The sequence below is a fragment of the Planococcus sp. SE5232 genome (assembly GCF_050686535.1).
In the GTDB taxonomy this organism is placed as follows: Bacteria; Bacillota; Bacilli; order Bacillales_A; family Planococcaceae; genus Planococcus.
Window position 1 is genome coordinate 1,465,261 of record NZ_JBOGCP010000001.1, and the last position, 16,983, is coordinate 1,482,243.

16 protein-coding genes are annotated in these 16,983 nt (G+C 44.2%); all 16 read left to right on the forward strand.

Annotated elements, in window-relative coordinates:
• Positions 1–131: 131 nt before the first annotated feature.
• The 16 genes from ACRC6Q_RS06870 to ACRC6Q_RS06945 all read left to right on the forward strand — a co-directional run bounded on the left by ACRC6Q_RS06870 (position 132) and on the right by ACRC6Q_RS06945 (position 16,982).
• Complete coding sequence (locus tag ACRC6Q_RS06870; RefSeq protein ID WP_223633263.1) at positions 132–911, forward strand: ribonuclease HII; 780 nt, start codon at positions 132–134, stop codon at positions 909–911.
• Positions 912–1,022: 111 nt separating this feature from the next.
• Positions 1,023–2,183, forward strand: a complete 1,161-nt coding sequence (gene sucC / locus ACRC6Q_RS06875; RefSeq protein WP_223633260.1) for an ADP-forming succinate--CoA ligase subunit beta — start codon at positions 1,023–1,025, stop codon at positions 2,181–2,183.
• 18 nt (positions 2,184–2,201) lie between these two features.
• Complete coding sequence (gene sucD / locus ACRC6Q_RS06880; protein WP_223633257.1) at positions 2,202–3,104, forward strand: succinate--CoA ligase subunit alpha; 903 nt, start codon at positions 2,202–2,204, stop codon at positions 3,102–3,104.
• Positions 3,105–3,628: 524 nt separating this feature from the next.
• Positions 3,629–4,534 (forward strand): DNA-processing protein DprA, encoded by a 906-nt coding sequence (gene dprA / locus ACRC6Q_RS06885; RefSeq protein ID WP_431466106.1) that lies wholly within the window; start codon positions 3,629–3,631, stop codon positions 4,532–4,534.
• A 93-nt stretch (positions 4,535–4,627) separates the two neighbouring features.
• Positions 4,628–6,697: a type I DNA topoisomerase gene (topA, locus tag ACRC6Q_RS06890; RefSeq protein WP_223633250.1), complete on the forward strand. Its 2,070-nt coding sequence runs from the start codon at positions 4,628–4,630 to the stop codon at positions 6,695–6,697.
• Between the two features lie 20 nt (positions 6,698–6,717).
• On the forward strand, positions 6,718–8,028 hold the full coding sequence (gene trmFO, locus ACRC6Q_RS06895; RefSeq protein ID WP_223633247.1) for an FADH(2)-oxidizing methylenetetrahydrofolate--tRNA-(uracil(54)-C(5))-methyltransferase TrmFO: 1,311 nt from the start codon (positions 6,718–6,720) through the stop codon (positions 8,026–8,028).
• A gap of 67 nt (positions 8,029–8,095) precedes the next feature.
• A complete protein-coding gene (xerC, locus tag ACRC6Q_RS06900) occupies positions 8,096–8,989 on the forward strand; it encodes a tyrosine recombinase XerC (RefSeq protein WP_223633243.1) in 894 nt (297 codons plus the stop codon).
• Between the two features lie 16 nt (positions 8,990–9,005).
• Positions 9,006–9,551 carry an ATP-dependent protease subunit HslV gene (hslV, locus tag ACRC6Q_RS06905; RefSeq protein WP_223633240.1) on the forward strand — a complete coding sequence of 182 codons (546 nt, stop codon included), beginning with the start codon at positions 9,006–9,008 and terminating at the stop codon, positions 9,549–9,551.
• Positions 9,551–10,948: an HslU--HslV peptidase ATPase subunit gene (gene hslU / locus ACRC6Q_RS06910; RefSeq protein WP_223633237.1), complete on the forward strand. Its 1,398-nt coding sequence runs from the start codon at positions 9,551–9,553 to the stop codon at positions 10,946–10,948. Before hslV ends, hslU begins: the two co-directional genes overlap by 1 nt.
• An 86-nt stretch (positions 10,949–11,034) precedes the next feature.
• Positions 11,035–11,814, forward strand: a complete 780-nt coding sequence (gene codY / locus ACRC6Q_RS06915) for a GTP-sensing pleiotropic transcriptional regulator CodY (protein ID WP_223633234.1) — start codon at positions 11,035–11,037, stop codon at positions 11,812–11,814.
• A 376-nt stretch (positions 11,815–12,190) separates the two neighbouring features.
• A complete protein-coding gene (gene rpsB / locus ACRC6Q_RS06920) occupies positions 12,191–12,910 on the forward strand; it encodes a 30S ribosomal protein S2 (protein ID WP_215099839.1) in 720 nt (239 codons plus the stop codon).
• Between the two features lie 91 nt (positions 12,911–13,001).
• Positions 13,002–13,886 (forward strand): translation elongation factor Ts, encoded by an 885-nt coding sequence (tsf, locus tag ACRC6Q_RS06925; RefSeq protein WP_223633231.1) that lies wholly within the window; start codon positions 13,002–13,004, stop codon positions 13,884–13,886.
• Positions 13,887–13,967: 81 nt separating this feature from the next.
• A complete protein-coding gene (pyrH, locus tag ACRC6Q_RS06930; protein ID WP_223633229.1) occupies positions 13,968–14,693 on the forward strand; it encodes a UMP kinase in 726 nt (241 codons plus the stop codon).
• Complete coding sequence (frr, locus tag ACRC6Q_RS06935) at positions 14,693–15,250, forward strand: ribosome recycling factor (protein ID WP_431466107.1); 558 nt, start codon at positions 14,693–14,695, stop codon at positions 15,248–15,250. The genes pyrH and frr overlap by 1 nt, the downstream gene beginning before the upstream one ends.
• A 152-nt stretch (positions 15,251–15,402) precedes the next feature.
• Entirely contained in the window at positions 15,403–16,194 is a 792-nt protein-coding gene (locus ACRC6Q_RS06940) for an isoprenyl transferase (RefSeq protein ID WP_223633225.1), read from the forward strand.
• Positions 16,191–16,982, forward strand: coding sequence for a phosphatidate cytidylyltransferase (locus tag ACRC6Q_RS06945; protein ID WP_223633223.1), 792 nt, complete (start codon positions 16,191–16,193; stop codon positions 16,980–16,982). The genes ACRC6Q_RS06940 and ACRC6Q_RS06945 overlap by 4 nt, the downstream gene beginning before the upstream one ends.
• Position 16,983: the final 1 nt, after the last annotated feature.

Here is a 16,983-nt window from a genome sequence, read left to right on the forward strand (position 1 = left end):
TTCGCTCAATTCGATAAAAAGCTGCTCCTCGATATTTTGAGGAGCAGCTTTTTTGGGCTGGAGGAAACGAAACCAATACAGAAAATAAGCTATAGAGTTAAGGCAAATCATCGAAGGAAGAAGTTGAAGAGATGCAAACAACGAATGAAATAAAAGATAAGCTGAACGGACTGGTGGAATGGCAGCCGTGGATGGAAGAGCTGAAAAGCGATTCACGTAAAAGCGTCCAGACTTTATTGGCTTCCTGGCAGCGGAAACAAGTGCTGCGGGAAAAGCTGATGGAACATCACAGTTCAAAGCTGCTGTTTGATGCAGCATTCAGGACAGTGGAAACCGATCTTGTGGCTGGCATCGACGAGGCGGGAAGAGGGCCGCTCGCTGGTCCGGTCGTAACGGCGGCTGTCATCTTGCCCGAGGATTGCTCGAGCCTTATCGGTTTGGACGATTCCAAGCAATTGAGCAAAGCCAAACGCGACCAGTTTGCGGAAATCATCAAAAGGATCGCCATCAGCTATTCAGTCCATATACAGCCTCCGGAAGAAATTGACCGTGTGAATATCTATCAGGCCACAAAAGGGTCCATGGCTGCAGCTGCTTTAGCGCTATCCCCTGCACCTGATATCGTACTGGCTGACGCAATGATGCTGAATCTGCCGATGCCGTGTGAATCCATCATCAAAGGCGATGCCCAGAGCTTGAGCATTGCGGCCGCTTCAATTTTGGCGAAGACAGGAAGGGATGCCATCATGGAAGAGTATGCTGCCCAGTATCCGCAATACGGCTTCGAAAAACACGCCGGATATGGAACAAAAGAGCATGTTTCCGCGCTTGAAAAGCATGGTCCGTGTAGAATCCATCGGAAGACGTTCGAACCTGTCAAATCTCTCTTAACGAAAAGTTCTCTGTTCTAAGCAAAGGAATTTAATCGGCTCAGCTAACTTCGGTGGACATTCTGTGACAACTTTAATACAATGGTAAAGGTAATAAAATTACGATAGAGATGTTTGATTGGAGGATGACAGATGAATATCCATGAATATCAAGGAAAAGAACTCCTCAGACAATACGGCGTAGCAGTTTCTTACGGCACCGTTGCTTTTTCTCCGGAAGAAGCAGTGAAGGCAGCTAAAGAACTGAGCACGGATGTTGTCGTGGTGAAAGCACAAATCCACGCAGGTGGACGAGGCAAAGCCGGCGGTGTAAAAATCGCTAAAAACCTGGATGAAGTCCGTACATATGCTAAAGAACTGCTAGGTAAGGTTCTTGTGACTCACCAGACAGGTCCAGAAGGCAAAGAGATCAAGCGCTTGTTGATCGAAGAAGGATCTGACATTAAAAAGGAATACTATGTCGGATTGGTACTCGACCGCCAAACTTCACGTGTCACTCTTATGGGCTCTGAAGAAGGTGGAGTCGATATTGAGGAAGTTTCTGAGAACACTCCTGAGAAAATCTTCAAAGAAGTGATCGATCCAGTGATCGGTTTGACTGGTTTCCAGGCACGCCGTATGGCTTTCAACATGAACATTCCGCCAAAGCTTGTCAACAAAGCGGCAAAATTCATGCTTGGCCTATACACTGTATTCATCGAAAAAGATGCTTCAATCGTTGAAATCAACCCATTGGTTGAAACAGGCGACGGCAATATCTTAGCGCTTGACGCGAAATTTGATTTCGATGAAAACGCTCTTTACCGCCACAAAGACATTGTGGAACTTCGTGATTTCGACGAAGAGGATTCAAAAGAAATTGAAGCTTCCAAGTATGACTTGAGCTATATTTCTTTGGATGGGAACATCGGCTGTATGGTTAACGGCGCCGGACTTGCTATGGCAACGATGGATACGATCAACTACTACGGCGGAACACCCGCTAACTTCCTTGACGTTGGGGGCGGTGCGACCGCTGAAAAAGTAACGGAAGCTTTCAAAATCATTCTTTCTGATAAGAATGTAAAAGGAATCTTCGTTAACATTTTCGGCGGTATCATGAAGTGTGACATCATTGCGGAAGGCGTAATCCAGGCTGCGAAAGAAGTAAGCCTTGACGTGCCGCTTGTAGTCCGTCTTGAAGGAACCAATGTAGAAATCGGTAAAAAACTGCTTAATGAATCAGGTCTTAATATTGTGGCTGCCGGTACGATGGCAGACGGCGCTAAACAGATCGTAGAACTCGTAGGCTAAAGAAGGGCAGGGACAAAAATGAGTGTATACATTAACAAAGACACAAAAGTGCTTGTACAGGGAATTACAGGGTCAACTGCCCTTTTCCACACAAAGCAAATGCTTGAATACGGAACGAAAATCGTTGCGGGTGTAACACCAGGTAAAGGCGGAACTGAAGCTGAAGGCGTACCTGTCTTCAACACTGTAGAAGATGCAGTGAAAGCTACAGGAGCTAATGTATCTGTAATTTACGTACCGGCACCTTTCGCAGCTGACGCAATTCTTGAAGCTGTTGAAGCTGATCTTGACATGGCAATCTGCATCACTGAACACATCCCAGTACTCGATATGGTGAAAGTGAAGCGTTACATGGAAGGCAAGAAAACGCGTCTAGTTGGACCGAACTGCCCGGGCGTAATCACTCCGGACGAATGTAAAATCGGCATTATGCCTGGATATATCCACAAAAAAGGACATGTCGGCGTTGTTTCACGTTCAGGTACATTGACATATGAAGCGACTCACCAATTGTCTGAAGAAGGAATCGGCCAGTCGACAGCTGTCGGCATCGGCGGAGATCCAGTAAACGGCACTAACTTTATCGACGTATTGAAGGAATTCAATGAAGACGAAGATACTTACGCAGTCGTAATGATCGGTGAAATCGGCGGAACAGCTGAAGAAGAAGCTGCTGAGTGGGTTAAAGCGAACATGACGAAACCTGTAGTAGGATTTATCGGTGGCCAAACGGCACCAGAAGGAAAACGTATGGGCCATGCCGGTGCGATCATTTCCGGTGGTAAAGGTACAGCTGCTGATAAAATCAAAGCAATGAATGAAGCAGGCATCGAAGTTGCAGATACTCCGTCTGTTATCGGAGAAACGTTGATCAAAGTCATCAGAGAAAAAGGGTTATACGACAAGTGTAAAACCCATTAATACAAAAAGCTCGAAATGCTGGAAAGACAGCGTTTCGAGCTTTTTTTCTTCACCAACGGTCACTGTATAACCGCCTGCCGAATGAACAGTAACTTATAGAGTCCACTCATAAGAAAAATATCGAGGTAAACTTTTCCTGTTTTTCGGTTTTGCCGTAAATATCAATTGCTAATCATACGTAACGAGATCGACGTGGTTTCATTTGGTGAAAAAAGATCGATTGCAATTTATTATTCATCAAGCGGAAACGCAATCATAGCCGATTTATCAAGCACTTTCGTATGATAATTCAATAGGCTTGTTCGGATAGAAACGGCAAGACTTAAACAGTCTTTTAAACGCATTCCGCAGCATCAACCTTTTTTTATATAGAAGAAACTCAAGGTTTTTTGGATAAAAAATGGAAGCCGAATATTCTGGAATTCTTCAGGTTTACGGCGGACGGAAAACCGATTAAACTGGAGTTTAGGCGCATGACAGTCTGATGCGCTTTCATTTAGCCCAAATAGAAGAGGAGGAAGGAAATGAACAAAGAATTTACGGAGCGTTTATTGGCACTGCATTATGTGTACCCGAAAAGTTTGCAGAAATTATTGCCGCTGTTGGCAGAGGATCCAGACTTATCTAAGCTGGAACGGAAATCCCCGTATGAACTGATGATGCTCTTGAATATCAAACGGGATCAGGCGGAGAAACTGAAAGCTTCTTACCGACATACCTTAACATTCCCCTTAAGTGAAACCTACGCCAAGCATAAGATACTCCCCATATCTTATCAGCATCCCCTATATCCTGGAAGCCTGCTGGAATTGATCGACCCACCCGCTGTCCTGTACGCCAAAGGTGACGCCGCTTTGTTGGCAGAACCCCAAAAAATAGCCGTGATCGGTTCGCGTAAAGCCTCCGCTTATTCAGAAAAAGCCATGCAGAAAATCATTCCGCCGCTTCTTGAAAAGGGCTTTATCATCGTCAGTGGACTGGCGATTGGAGCAGACGCCATGGCACATCAAAAAACGATTGATTTAGGCGGGCGTACAATCGCCGTCACGGGCAGTGGTTTTCTCCATCCGTACCCAAAAGAAAACGCAGAACTAAACAATATAATAGAAGAAAATCATCTGGTTTTAACTGAGTATCCGCCCTATATGAAGCCCCTAAAATGGAATTTTTCAATGAGGAACCGCATCATCAGCGGATTATCGAGAGGAATTGTGGTTACGGAAGCTCTAGTGAAAAGCGGCACCTTGAGCACAATTGAACATGCGCTGGATCATGGAAAAGATATTTTTGCAGTTCCAGGCGATATTTCATCGCTTTTATCTGAAGGACCGCATAAATTGATTTCAGAAGGCGCAAAACCGGTCTGGAACGGCTGGCAAGTGCTAGAAGAATACCAACATATGACAGCTGAAAAACAATGGAAAAAATGAAAAGCCTTGCATTAAGCTAAAATCTGTTATACATTTTGCAACAGGTAATTCTTTTAAGCAGTTTTGAGAAACCTCTATGAGGAGGAAATAGTTATGGCGGATTTTTTAGTGATTGTTGAGTCGCCTGCAAAGGCTAAGACAATCGAACGGTATTTGGGTAAGAAATATAAAGTCCGTGCTTCACTTGGACATTTACGCGATCTTCCCCGGAGTCAAATGGGTGTAGACGTAGAAAACAATTATGAACCTCGTTATATTACAATAAGAGGCAAAGGCCCGATATTACAAGACCTTAAAAAAGAAGCGAAAAAAGCGAAAAAAGTCTTTCTCGCAGCTGACCCTGACAGAGAAGGGGAAGCGATTGCATGGCATTTGGCTACGGCTCTCGGCATTGATCAATCCTCTGACTGCCGGGTAGTCTTCAACGAAATCACCAAGGATGCCATAAAAGAATCGTTCAAGCATCCGCGTAAGATCGACATGGATTTAGTCGATGCTCAGCAAGCGCGCCGTATTTTGGATCGTCTCGTCGGCTACAGCATCAGCCCTTTGCTTTGGAAAAAAGTGAAAAAAGGCCTTTCAGCTGGGCGTGTACAATCCGTAGCCCTTCGATTGGTCATTGATCGGGAAAACGAAATCAAAAATTTTGAACCGGAAGAGTACTGGTCCATTACCGGGGAATTCGAAAAGGCTAAGAAGAAATTCGAAGCGCAATTCTATGGCAACACAAAAGAAAAAATGAAATTGAACAACGAAGCCGATGTCAAAGCTGTCATGGCTTCGATGAAAGGCAAAGACTTCACCGTAAATCGGGTAGTGAAAAAAGAGAGAAAAAGAAATCCATCCCCTTCTTTTACAACTTCTTCACTGCAGCAGGAAGCAGCCCGCAAATTAAATTTTCGAGCCAAAAAGACAATGATGCTCGCGCAGCAATTGTATGAAGGCATATCCGTAGGGAAAGAAGGCATCACCGGATTAATCACCTATATGCGAACGGATTCCACAAGAATCTCTGACACAGCGAAAAAAGATACAATTGACTTTATCGTCGAAAACTATGGGGAACAATACGTTACACAGAAAGTTGCTGCGAAACAGTCAGCAAAATCGCAGGATGCCCACGAAGCCGTGCGGCCGACTAGTGTAATGCGGACACCTGAATCCATGAAGAGTATTCTTTCGCGGGATCTATACCGTCTGTATAAATTGATTTGGGACCGGTTTGTAGCGAGCCAGATGTCACCGGCAGTTCTCGATACCGTCATGGCGGAATTACAAAACGGCGAAGCGGTATTCCGTGCAAACGGTTCACAGGTCAAGTTTCCTGGTTTTATGAAGCTATACATTGAGGGTACTGACGATCAAAAAGAAGAAAAAGATAATATTCTGCCGGAGATGGCTGAAGGTGATATCGTGAAAGCGATTGAAGTCACACCAAATCAGCATTTTACGCAGCCGCCTCCGCGTTTTACAGAGGCCCGTTTGGTACGGACACTTGAAGAGCTTGGAATAGGACGTCCGTCAACCTATGCACCGACACTGGACACCATTCAGAAACGTGGGTATGTCACGTTGGATGCGAAACGTTTCATTCCCACTGAGTTGGGTGAAATTGTCCATCAGCTGGTGCTTGAGTTTTTCCCGGATATCCTTAACATCGAGTTTACCGCCAAGATGGAGCACGACTTGGATACGGTCGAAGAAGGCGAAATCGCTTGGCGTTCCATTATTGATGCCTTTTATCTTGAATTTGAGAAAAACGTCGAAGTGGCGGAAGAGGAAATGGAGAAAGTTCAGATCAAGGATGAGCCTGTAGGTGAAGACTGTGAATTATGCGGTTCGCCAATGGTCTACAAACTGGGGCGCTATGGCAAGTTCATGGCCTGCAGCAATTTCCCGGAATGCCGCAATACCAAAGCCATCGTCAAACATATCGGCGTTAAATGCCCGACGTGTAAAGAAGGCGAGATTGTAGAAAGAAAGAGCAAGAAGCGCCGCATATTCTACGGTTGCGAACGCTATCCCGAATGTGAATTCGTATCATGGGATAAACCGATCGAACGTCCTTGTCCGAAATGCAATGAGTTACTGGTAGAGAAAAAAGTGAAAAAAGGTGTGCAGATCAATTGCACAAGCTGTGATTACAAAGAAGAAGTTCAATAATAATATAGAGGTGTTTGAAAATGACAAAGTATGTAAACGTAATTGGAGCCGGGTTAGCCGGAAGTGAAGCAGCATGGCAAATCGCAAAACGGGGAGTTAACGTCCGTTTATACGAAATGCGTCCTGTAAAACAGACAGCTGCTCACCATACTGATAAATTTGCAGAGTTAGTCTGCAGCAACTCGCTTCGAGCCAATTCCTTGACCAATGCAGTAGGGGTCATCAAAGAGGAAATGCGCAAATTGGATTCGGTCATCATCGATTCAGCTGACCGTGCATCTGTGCCGGCTGGTGGAGCACTTGCAGTGGACCGCCACGAGTTCGCTGGGGCAGTGACCGAGAAAGTAAAAAACCATCCATTGGTGGAAGTGATCAATGAAGAAGTGACTGAAATTCCGGAAGGCATTACGATTATTGCAACCGGTCCGTTGACATCGCCGGCTCTTGCTGAGAAGGTCCGCCAATTGACAGGTGAAGAATATCTGTATTTTTATGACGCGGCAGCGCCGATTGTCGAAAAAGACAGCATCGATATGGACAAAGTCTATTTGAAATCCCGTTACGACAAAGGGGAGGCTGCTTACCTTAACTGTCCAATGACGGAAGACGAGTTTATACGGTTCCATACGGCACTTGTCGAAGCAGAAGTTGTGCCTCTGAAGGAATTCGAAAAAGAAATCTATTTCGAAGGCTGCATGCCAGTTGAAGTCATGGCTGCCAGAGGAGAGAAAACACTGACTTTCGGGCCGATGAAGCCAGTAGGGCTGGAAGATCCGAAAACAGGCAAAATTCCTTACGCCGTCGTTCAGCTTCGCCAGGATGATGCTGCGGGAACCCTTTATAATATTGTCGGGTTTCAGACGCACTTAAAATGGGGACCTCAAAAAGAAGTCCTTAAATTGATCCCGGGCTTAGAGAACGTAGAAATCGTACGGTATGGTGTCATGCACCGCAACACGTTCATCAACTCACCGCGTGTGCTGAAGCCGACCTACCAGTTGAAGGCTGACGAGAATATTTTCTTTGCCGGCCAGATGACAGGTGTCGAAGGTTATGTCGAATCTGCGGGCAGCGGATTGCTTGCAGGCATCAATGCAGCGAAATTGGCATTGGGTGAAGAACTGCTGGTATTCCCTGCTGAAACAGCTTTGGGCAGCATGGCACGGTACATTACAGAAGCTGACAGCAAGAATTTCCAGCCGATGAATGTCAACTTCGGCTTGTTCCCGGATCTTGGTGAGCGCATCCGTTCGAAACAGGAGCGTGCAGAAAGACACGCAGATCGTGCATTGACATCTATTCAAAACTATATGAATACAGTGACAGTTTAATTGATAAAAGCCTCTAAATGTTGGTATAATTTAGAGGCTTTTGTATTTGGTGAAAGGTGGAGCATATATGGAAAAAGAGAAGATGCTTGAATCTTTTATGACCTACATTCAATTGGAGAAAAATTATTCCGAACACACCGTCCACCATTATGAACACGATCTGCTGGATTTTTTTCTGTTTTTGAATGCTGAAGGTGTACCTGATATTAGAGAAGTCGAGTATATACATGCACGAAATTACGTCACAAAGCTATATGACGCCAAATTATCAAGAACCACAGTGTCCAGAAAAATCTCGGCAATCCGCTCGTTTTTCCGATACGGTAATCGCGAATTTGAGTTGAATGAGGCTGCATTCAGGTCTTTATACCATCCAAAAAAAGAAGAGAGGCTGCCTCAATTTTTCTATGAAGAAGAGTTGGCTCAGCTTTTTAAGTCCGTTCAGGGTGAAGATAAATTGTCGATCCGAAATACAGCGCTACTGGAACTATTGTATGCGACGGGTATGCGCGTCAGTGAATGCGTCTCCATTCGACTAGGAGATCTGGATCAGACCATGCAGATTGTCAAAGTCATGGGGAAAGGCAGAAAAGAGCGTTACATCCCTTATGGTCAGTTTGCGCAGGACGCTCTGGAACATTACATGGAGGATGCGCGTCCTAAACTGATGAAGAACCAAAAGCACGACTACTTGTTTGTGAACAGCCGTGGGGAGGTTGTAACTGATCGAGGGGTTCGCCATATCTTAAGCGAATGCATGAAGAAAGCCTCTGTCAATTCTTCTATCTATCCGCATATGATCCGTCATACATTTGCAACTCACCTGATCAATAACGGAGCTGATATCCGGACTGTGCAGGAACTGCTTGGGCATTCCCATTTAAGTTCTACTCAGGTTTATACGCATGTTACCAAAGAACATTTACGGAACACCTATTTAAATTCACACCCGAGAGCTTAGAAAGGGGAATTTCATTATGCAAGAATTTCATGCAACCACGATATTTGCAGTTCAACATAACGGGAAATGCGCGATGTCAGGTGATGGCCAAGTAACGTTCGGCAATGCGGTCGTCATGAAGCATACAGCGAGAAAAGTGCGGAAATTATATAACGGACAGGTCTTGACCGGATTTGCAGGATCAGTAGCAGATGCATTTACCTTGTTCGAGATGTTCGAAGGAAAGCTGACCGAGTATAATGGCAATCTTCAACGAGCTGCAGTTGAATTGGCAAAGCAATGGCGTGGAGACAAGATGCTGCGCCAATTGGAAGCCATGCTCATCATCATGAACAAAGATGAGTTGCTGCTGGTATCCGGCACTGGAGAAGTGATTGAGCCGGATGATGGCATTCTCGCCATCGGTTCAGGCGGAAACTATGCGCTGGCGGCAGGGCGTGCCTTGAAGAAATATGCAGGAGATAATTTGACGGCAGCACAAATCGCACAATCCGCTTTGGAGACAGCAGCGGACATTTGTGTCTATACAAATCATCAAATCATAGTGGAGGAATTGTCCTAATGAAAAATCAAACTGATTTAACGCCAAGACAAATTACTGACCACCTGGACCGGTATATCGTCGGCCAAAAAGATGCGAAGCGTTCGATCGCCATCGCATTGCGCAACCGTTACCGGAGAAGCCGGTTGGATGAAGAGATGCGAGGCGAAGTAATCCCTAAAAATATCCTGATGATCGGTCCGACAGGTGTCGGGAAAACGGAAATCGCCCGTCGAATCGCTAAATTGACAGGTGCACCTTTTATCAAGGTGGAAGCGACGAAGTTTACAGAAGTCGGTTACGTTGGACGGGATGTTGAGTCCATGGTGCGCGATCTGGTCGAAGCAGCTGTGCGAATCGTTAAAGAAGAAAAGTTTGAAGCAGTCCAGTTTCAGGCAGAGGCGGCAGCCAACGAGCGGATCGTAAAATTGCTGGCTCCATCGTTGCGTAAAAAACAGACCAATCAGAATCCGCTGGAAATGCTGTTCGGCCAAAAGCTTGAGCAAGAAGAAGAGGAACCAACTGCAGAAGTGGAAGTGCGCGTCAAAAGAAGAGAAATCGCCGCTGATTTAAAAGCAGGCAAGCTGGAAGACGAGTGGGTAACAGTTGAAGTGGTTGAGAATTCGCTTTCCATGTTTGATGCCCTGCAAGGGTCGGGAATGGAACAGATGGGTGCGAACATGCAGGATGCTTTTTCTTCGCTTATGCCGAAGAAAAAGAAAAAACGGCGTTTGCAAGTAAAAGAAGCTCGCCGGATTTTGACAACTGAAGAAGCGGCTAAATTAGTGGACGATGAAGAAGTGGCGTCGGAAGCGATCGAACGTGCTGAACAGCACGGCATCATCTTCATCGATGAAATGGACAAAATCGCCAGTAAGAACAGTTCTTCGTCCGCTGATGTTTCCCGGGAAGGGGTACAGCGCGATATTCTGCCGATTGTGGAAGGGTCGACAGTCTCTACAAAATACGGTGCAGTCCAAACGGATTACATGCTGTTTGTTGCTGCAGGTGCTTTTCATATGTCGAAACCTTCCGATTTGATTCCGGAACTGCAGGGGCGCTTCCCGATTCGAGTGGAATTACAGAAGCTTGAAGTCGGAGATTTTGTCAAAATATTGACGGAACCAAAACATTCTTTAATAAATCAATATAAAGCCCTTCTCGAAACAGAGGGAGTTGTGGTACACTTCAATGATGCCTCAATAATCAGACTTGCAGAAATTGCATATGAAGTGAATCAAGACACAGATAATATCGGCGCACGCAGATTGCATACAATACTGGAGCGTTTGTTGGAAGATTTGTCTTTTGAAGCTTCCGAGATTTCTCCGGCACAAATTGACATAACCCCCCAATATGTGAATGAGAAACTTGAAAATGTGGCAAAGAATAAGGACTTGTCACAATTTATTCTGTAAAACAAGGCGAAATAGTTTCATTAAAGAGTAAAAACCTTTAGAATATTGAATAAACATGGTACGAATTATGTAGGAGGTTCATTTAAATGAATTTATTAGGAAAAACAAGACGAATTAACTCTATGCTGGAAGCAGCAGGCGGCAAAAAAGTAAACTTTAAAGACATGGCTGAGACTTTGAGCGAAGTAATTGAATGCAACGCTTTCGTAGTAAGCCGCAAAGGTAAAGTGTTGGGCTATGCAATCAACCAACAGATTGAGAACGAACGCATGAAAGGGATGCTTGAAGAGCGTCAATTCCCGCTTGAGTATACTCAGAAGCTTTCGAACATCAAGGAAACGACTGAAAACTTGGACGTTAACAGCGAACACACCATCTTCCCTGTGGAAGAGCGTGAACTGTTTAAAAACGGACTGACAACAATCGTACCGATCAACGGCGGCGGCGAGCGTTTAGGAACACTTCTTCTTGGACGTGTAGACGCAGAATTCCACGACGACGATTTAATTCTTGGTGAATACGGCGCTACAGTAGTAGGGATGGAAATCCTTCGCGAAAAAGGCGACCGCATCGAAGAAGAAGCGCGCAGCAAAGCTGTTGTGCAAATGGCGATTTCTTCACTTTCATACAGTGAACTTGAAGCTATCGAACATATTTTCGAAGAACTTGACGGCAACGAAGGTTTGCTGGTCGCTTCTAAAATTGCTGATCGTGTTGGCATTACGCGTTCGGTTATCGTTAACGCACTTCGCAAGCTTGAAAGTGCAGGCGTTATCGAATCACGCTCTCTAGGAATGAAAGGGACATACATCAAAGTATTGAACACGAAATTCCTAGCAGAACTTGAACAATTGAAAATGAACTAAATTGAACTTCGAAAAGGGCTGCCCCAAAAGGTCATGTAAATGACTTTTAGGGGGCAGCCCTTTTTCGTAGCCGAAAAATGAAGGAGATCCATTGCGGCGGATACTTCTCCAGGCTACTGGTAAACTCTTTCTGCTTTGTGTGAAGCACAGGTTCCGCCGCTTAGCGCCGCTATTTTTGGAGCAGCTGGAATTTTAGTGTAGCTGCTTTAAATATAATGAGAGAAACATGTTGCAGACTAAAGGTGAAGCGTGGTATAATTTCAAATGGTGTTAAATACACACGCATTTCGATTTGAGTCGTAGGTGCCCAACTGGGTAACGGTTCAGAGAAGAAAAATGCGGAGGGAAAAAATAACCTATCAGGAGGAAACAAATCATGGCAGTAATCTCAATGAAACAATTGTTAGAAGCTGGTGTACATTTTGGTCACCAAACTCGCCGCTGGAACCCGAAAATGAAAAAATATATCTTCGTGGAACGTAACGGCATCTACATCATCGATCTTCAGAAAACAGTCCGCAAATTGGAGGAAGCTTATAGCTTCATGAAACAAGTGGGCGAAGAAGGCGGCAAAGTACTTTTTGTTGGTACGAAAAAACAAGCTCAGGACGCGATCAAAGAAGAAGCAGAACGTTCTGGCAACTACTACATCAACCAACGTTGGTTGGGTGGAACACTTACTAACTTCGGTACAATCCAAAAACGTGTGAACCGTTTGAAACAAATCGAGCGCATGGAAGAAGATGGAACTTTCGAAGTTCTACCGAAAAAAGAAGTTGTTCAGTTGAAAAAACAACACGAACGCCTTGTTAAGTTCCTTGGCGGTATCCGTGACATGAGTTCACTACCGGACGTAATGTTCGTAGTTGATCCTCGTAAAGAACGCATTGCAGTTGCAGAAGCAATGAAATTGAACATTCCAATCGTTGGTATCGTTGATACGAACTGTGATCCGGATGAAATCGATTATGTTATTCCTGCAAACGACGATGCAATCCGCGCAGTTAAATTGTTGACTGGTAAAATGGCGGACGCTTTGCTTGAGTCAAAACCGGAAGAAGAAGAAGAAGAAACTCAAGCTGAATCTGCTGAGTAATTCGCAATTTACACAGGTGATAAGCGGCCAACCCCTCTTATCACCTTTTTTTGAGAAAATGGCTACACTATCTTAAAGGAGGAATTTAATCATGGCAGTTACAGCTCAAATGGTAAAGGAATTGCGTGCAAAAACAGGCGCAGGTATGATGGATTGCAAAAAAGCATTAGTGGAAACAGATGGAGATATGGAAGCGGCTCTAGACTTCCTACGTGAAAAAGGTCTTTCAAGCGCTTCTAAAAAAGCGGATCGTATTGCTGCTGAAGGGACAACTTCAATTCTTGTGAAAGAAAACGAAGCAGTCATCTTCGAAGTAAACGCAGAAACAGACTTTGTTGCGAAAAACGAAGGTTTCCAGACTTTGGTAAAAGAATTAGGCGAGCACTTGATCTCAACTAAGCCGGCTACTGTTGAAGAAGCTAATGCTTCAACAATGTCTAACGGTTTGACAGTTGCAGACCATATTTCAAACGCAATCGCTAAAATTGGTGAAAAAATCACATTGCGCCGTTTTGAAGTGCGCACAAAAACAGATGCTGACGCTTTTGGTCCTTACCTTCACATGGGCGGACGTATTTCAGTACTTGTTGTTCTTGAAAACTCTACGGATTCAGATGCTGCCCGCGACATCGCTATGCACATCGCTGCATTGAACCCTAAATATGTATCGCGCGACGAAGTTTCTGCTGACGAAGTAGAGCACGAGCGTAAAATCTTGACTGAGCAAGCTTTAAACGAAGGCAAACCGGAAAAAATCGTTGCTAAAATGGTTGAAGGCCGCCTTGGTAAATATTTCGAAGACATCTGCTTGCTTGACCAGGCGTTCGTTAAGAATTCAGATCAAAAAGTTCGTGATTTTGCAGCTTCTACAGGTGGATCTGTTAAAGAATTCATCCGTTACGAAGTTGGAGAAGGCATCGAAAAGCGTGAAGATAACTTTGCTGACGAAGTAATGAGCCAAGTTAACAAAAAATAAGAACGTTTATCATATGATTTATCTTGGGGAACACGAGTATGTGTTCCCTATTTTTCAATAATTATGTAATGGAGGGTACCGATGAGTGTTCAGCAATATAAACGCATTGTATTAAAACTAAGTGGTGAAGCAATGGCAGGAGGACAAGGTTTCGGATTGTCCCCAGAAATCATCAAATCAGTAGCAAGCCAAGTAAAAGAAGTGGTGGAACTTGGAGTGGAAGTTGCAGTGGTTGTAGGCGGAGGCAATATCTGGAGAGGCAAAGTCGGTTCTGAAATGGGAATGGACCGTGCAACAGCTGACTATATGGGCATGCTGGCAACAGTTATGAACTCATTGGCTTTGCAGGATTCTTTGGAAAAGCAAGACGTTGAAACCCGCGTTCTTTCGTCCATAGAAATGCGCCAAGTTGCTGAACCTTATATCCGCAGAAGAGCTATCCGTCATCTAGAAAAGAAGCGGGTTGTCATTTTTGCAGCAGGTACAGGGAACCCTTACTTCTCAACTGATACAACAGCGGCATTGCGCGCGGCTGAAATTGAAGCCGATGTCATTTTAATGGCGAAAAACAATGTTGATGGCGTTTATTCAGCTGATCCGAAAACGGATTCCACTGCTGTAAAATACGAAGAACTTTCTTATTTCGAAGTGATTCAACAAGGCTTGCAGGTGATGGATTCGACAGCTTCTACACTTTGTATGGACAATGACATCCCACTCGTAGTATTCTCAATTATGGAAAATGGAAATATAAAACGAGCTGTACTCGGAGAAAAAATCGGGACAGTAGTGAGGAGAACATTATAATGCCAAAATCAGTGATGAATGACACTAAATCTAAAATGACCAATGCAATTCAAGCTTTTTCACGTGATTTATCTTCAATCCGTGCTGGCCGTGCAACTCCTTCAATTTTGGATAAGTTGACGATCGATTATTACGGTTCTCCAACACCGGTCAACCAAATTGCAGGCATTTCCATTCCTGAAGCGCGTTTGATCATGATTCAGCCATACGATAAATCGGTTCTTGGTGATATCGAAAAAGCGATCCTTAAGTCTGACTTGGGCTTGAGCCCGTCAAATGACGGTTCGGTGATCCGCTTGGCAGTTCCTGCATTGACAGAAGAACGCCGCAAAGATCTTGTGAAGCAAGTGAAGAAAGAAGCGGAAGAAGCGAAAGTGGTCATCCGCAACATCCGTCGGGATGCTAATGACGAGTTCAAGAAGCTGGAGAAGAAAAGTGAAATCACGGAAGATGACTTGCGTGGCTATACAGACGACACCCAGAAGTTGACAGATGACAACATTGCAAAAATCGATGAAATGGCTAAAAGTAAAGAAAAAGAGATTATGGAAGTTTAAATCGAACTTCATTTCATGTCTGGCGTCCTGTTAAGCAGGACGCTTTTTCATGCCAAAAATAAACGCTGTATCTTGAAAGAAGCGCACAATGCTGTTTTTTTTGATATGATAAGCAATAGACATGCCGATTTGTAATAGGTGGAGGATTAACTATGTTTAATAAACTATTAAAACGAAATACTGATTTGGTCTTGGAAAATGTAGATCGCTCAGTTTTGATTTCGAACGAAGAAGTTCCGGCTCATATTGCAATCATCATGGACGGCAATGGCCGCTGGGCAAAAAAACGTTCGCTTCCAAGAGTTGCTGGACACCATGAAGGAATGAAGACCGTCCGGAAGGTGACAAAGCTCGCCAATGAACTTGGGGTCAGTGTCCTGACTTTATATGCATTTTCCACAGAAAACTGGAAACGTCCAAAAATCGAAGTGGATTTTTTGATGCGCTTGCCGGAAGAATTTTTAACGACCTTCCTGCCGGAACTGATTGAAGAAAATGTGCGCGTGGAAATGATGGGATACCATCAAAATTTGCCTATGCATACACTTAAAGCCATTAAGAAAGCGAAAGAAGCAACTAAAGACAATACTGGCCTTGTCCTGAACTTCGCTTTGAATTATGGGAGCCGTGCAGAAATTGTAGATGCGGTCAAAGATATTGCCACTCAAGTTGCTGCGGGAACTCTGGACATTTGTGATATTAACGAAGACCTTATTTCGGGTGGGCTTATGACAAAAGGCTTGCCGGAACCGGATTTACTGATTCGTACGAGTGGTGAGGTTCGATTGAGCAATTTTATGCTTTGGCAATTGGCATACACGGAGTTTTGGTTCACGGAAACTTTATGGCCCGATTTTAATGAAGATTCCTTACTGGAAGCGATTGAAAATTATCAGAAACGAAATCGCCGGTATGGAGGGTTGAAAGGGGACGAAGTGAAATGAAACAACGGATTATAACAGGTGTCATTGCTGCAGCTCTATTTATTCCTTTCGTTATTTATGGAGGCCTTCCATTTATTCTGTTGGTTTATTTACTGGGAACGGTAGCATTGCAGGAACTCTTGAAAATGAAGGGCCGGAGTTTGTGGAGCATCCCCGGCCTTATTTCCCTATTGGCGCTTTATGCCTTCATGATGCCCAATCAATGGGCTGTTCAGATTTTTGAATGGACAGGCTATGAAAAAGTCGAATTCGCATTTCTAGCCGTCATTCTTCTATTGATACATACAGTCATCGTAAAAAACAGCTTCACTTTTGATGATGCAGCCTTCGCTGTTTTAGGTACTTTATATGTCGGTATCGGTTTCTTTTATTTTATCGAAACGCGTGAAGCCAGCCTCAGCTTTCTGATTTTTGCTTTACTGGTGGTTTGGTTCACTGATTCAGGTGCTTATTTCACAGGCCGCAAAATTGGCAAACGGAAATTATGGCCGGAAATTTCACCCAACAAAACAATAGAAGGTTTTGTCGGTGGCATCATCTGGGCGATTGGGATTGCACTTATCTTCAATTACTTCATTCCATTAAACCACTCGATCTTCCTGATCATCATCGTCACCATCATCGCATCTGTCTTCGGACAAATGGGTGACCTGGTGGAATCTGCTTTAAAGCGCCATTTTAACGTAAAAGATTCTGGGTCGATCTTACCGGGGCACGGTGGAATACTGGATCGTTTTGACAGTATTTTATTCGTGATGCCTTTGCTTCATTTTTTACATTTTATCTAAG

Bases quoted from the DNA above. Each gene is read 5' to 3' on its own strand.
- topA (WP_223633250.1), top strand. From the start codon at position 4,628: ATGGCGGATTTTTTAGTGATTGTTGAGTCGCCTGCAAAGGCTAAGACA.
- xerC (WP_223633243.1), top strand. From the start codon at position 8,096: ATGGAAAAAGAGAAGATGCTTGAATCTTTTATGACCTACATTCAATTG.
- rpsB (WP_215099839.1), top strand. From the start codon at position 12,191: ATGGCAGTAATCTCAATGAAACAATTGTTAGAAGCTGGTGTACATTTT.
- pyrH (WP_223633229.1), top strand. From the start codon at position 13,968: ATGAGTGTTCAGCAATATAAACGCATTGTATTAAAACTAAGTGGTGAA.
- sucD (WP_223633257.1), top strand. From the start codon at position 2,202: ATGAGTGTATACATTAACAAAGACACAAAAGTGCTTGTACAGGGAATT.
- trmFO (WP_223633247.1), top strand. From the start codon at position 6,718: ATGACAAAGTATGTAAACGTAATTGGAGCCGGGTTAGCCGGAAGTGAA.
- ACRC6Q_RS06945 (WP_223633223.1), top strand. From the start codon at position 16,191: ATGAAACAACGGATTATAACAGGTGTCATTGCTGCAGCTCTATTTATT.
- tsf (WP_223633231.1), top strand. From the start codon at position 13,002: ATGGCAGTTACAGCTCAAATGGTAAAGGAATTGCGTGCAAAAACAGGC.
- codY (WP_223633234.1), top strand. From the start codon at position 11,035: ATGAATTTATTAGGAAAAACAAGACGAATTAACTCTATGCTGGAAGCA.
- sucC (WP_223633260.1), top strand. From the start codon at position 1,023: ATGAATATCCATGAATATCAAGGAAAAGAACTCCTCAGACAATACGGC.
- dprA (WP_431466106.1), top strand. From the start codon at position 3,629: ATGAACAAAGAATTTACGGAGCGTTTATTGGCACTGCATTATGTGTAC.
- hslV (WP_223633240.1), top strand. From the start codon at position 9,006: ATGCAAGAATTTCATGCAACCACGATATTTGCAGTTCAACATAACGGG.
- ACRC6Q_RS06870 (WP_223633263.1), top strand. From the start codon at position 132: ATGCAAACAACGAATGAAATAAAAGATAAGCTGAACGGACTGGTGGAA.
- hslU (WP_223633237.1), top strand. From the start codon at position 9,551: ATGAAAAATCAAACTGATTTAACGCCAAGACAAATTACTGACCACCTG.
- frr (WP_431466107.1), top strand. From the start codon at position 14,693: ATGCCAAAATCAGTGATGAATGACACTAAATCTAAAATGACCAATGCA.
- ACRC6Q_RS06940 (WP_223633225.1), top strand. From the start codon at position 15,403: ATGTTTAATAAACTATTAAAACGAAATACTGATTTGGTCTTGGAAAAT.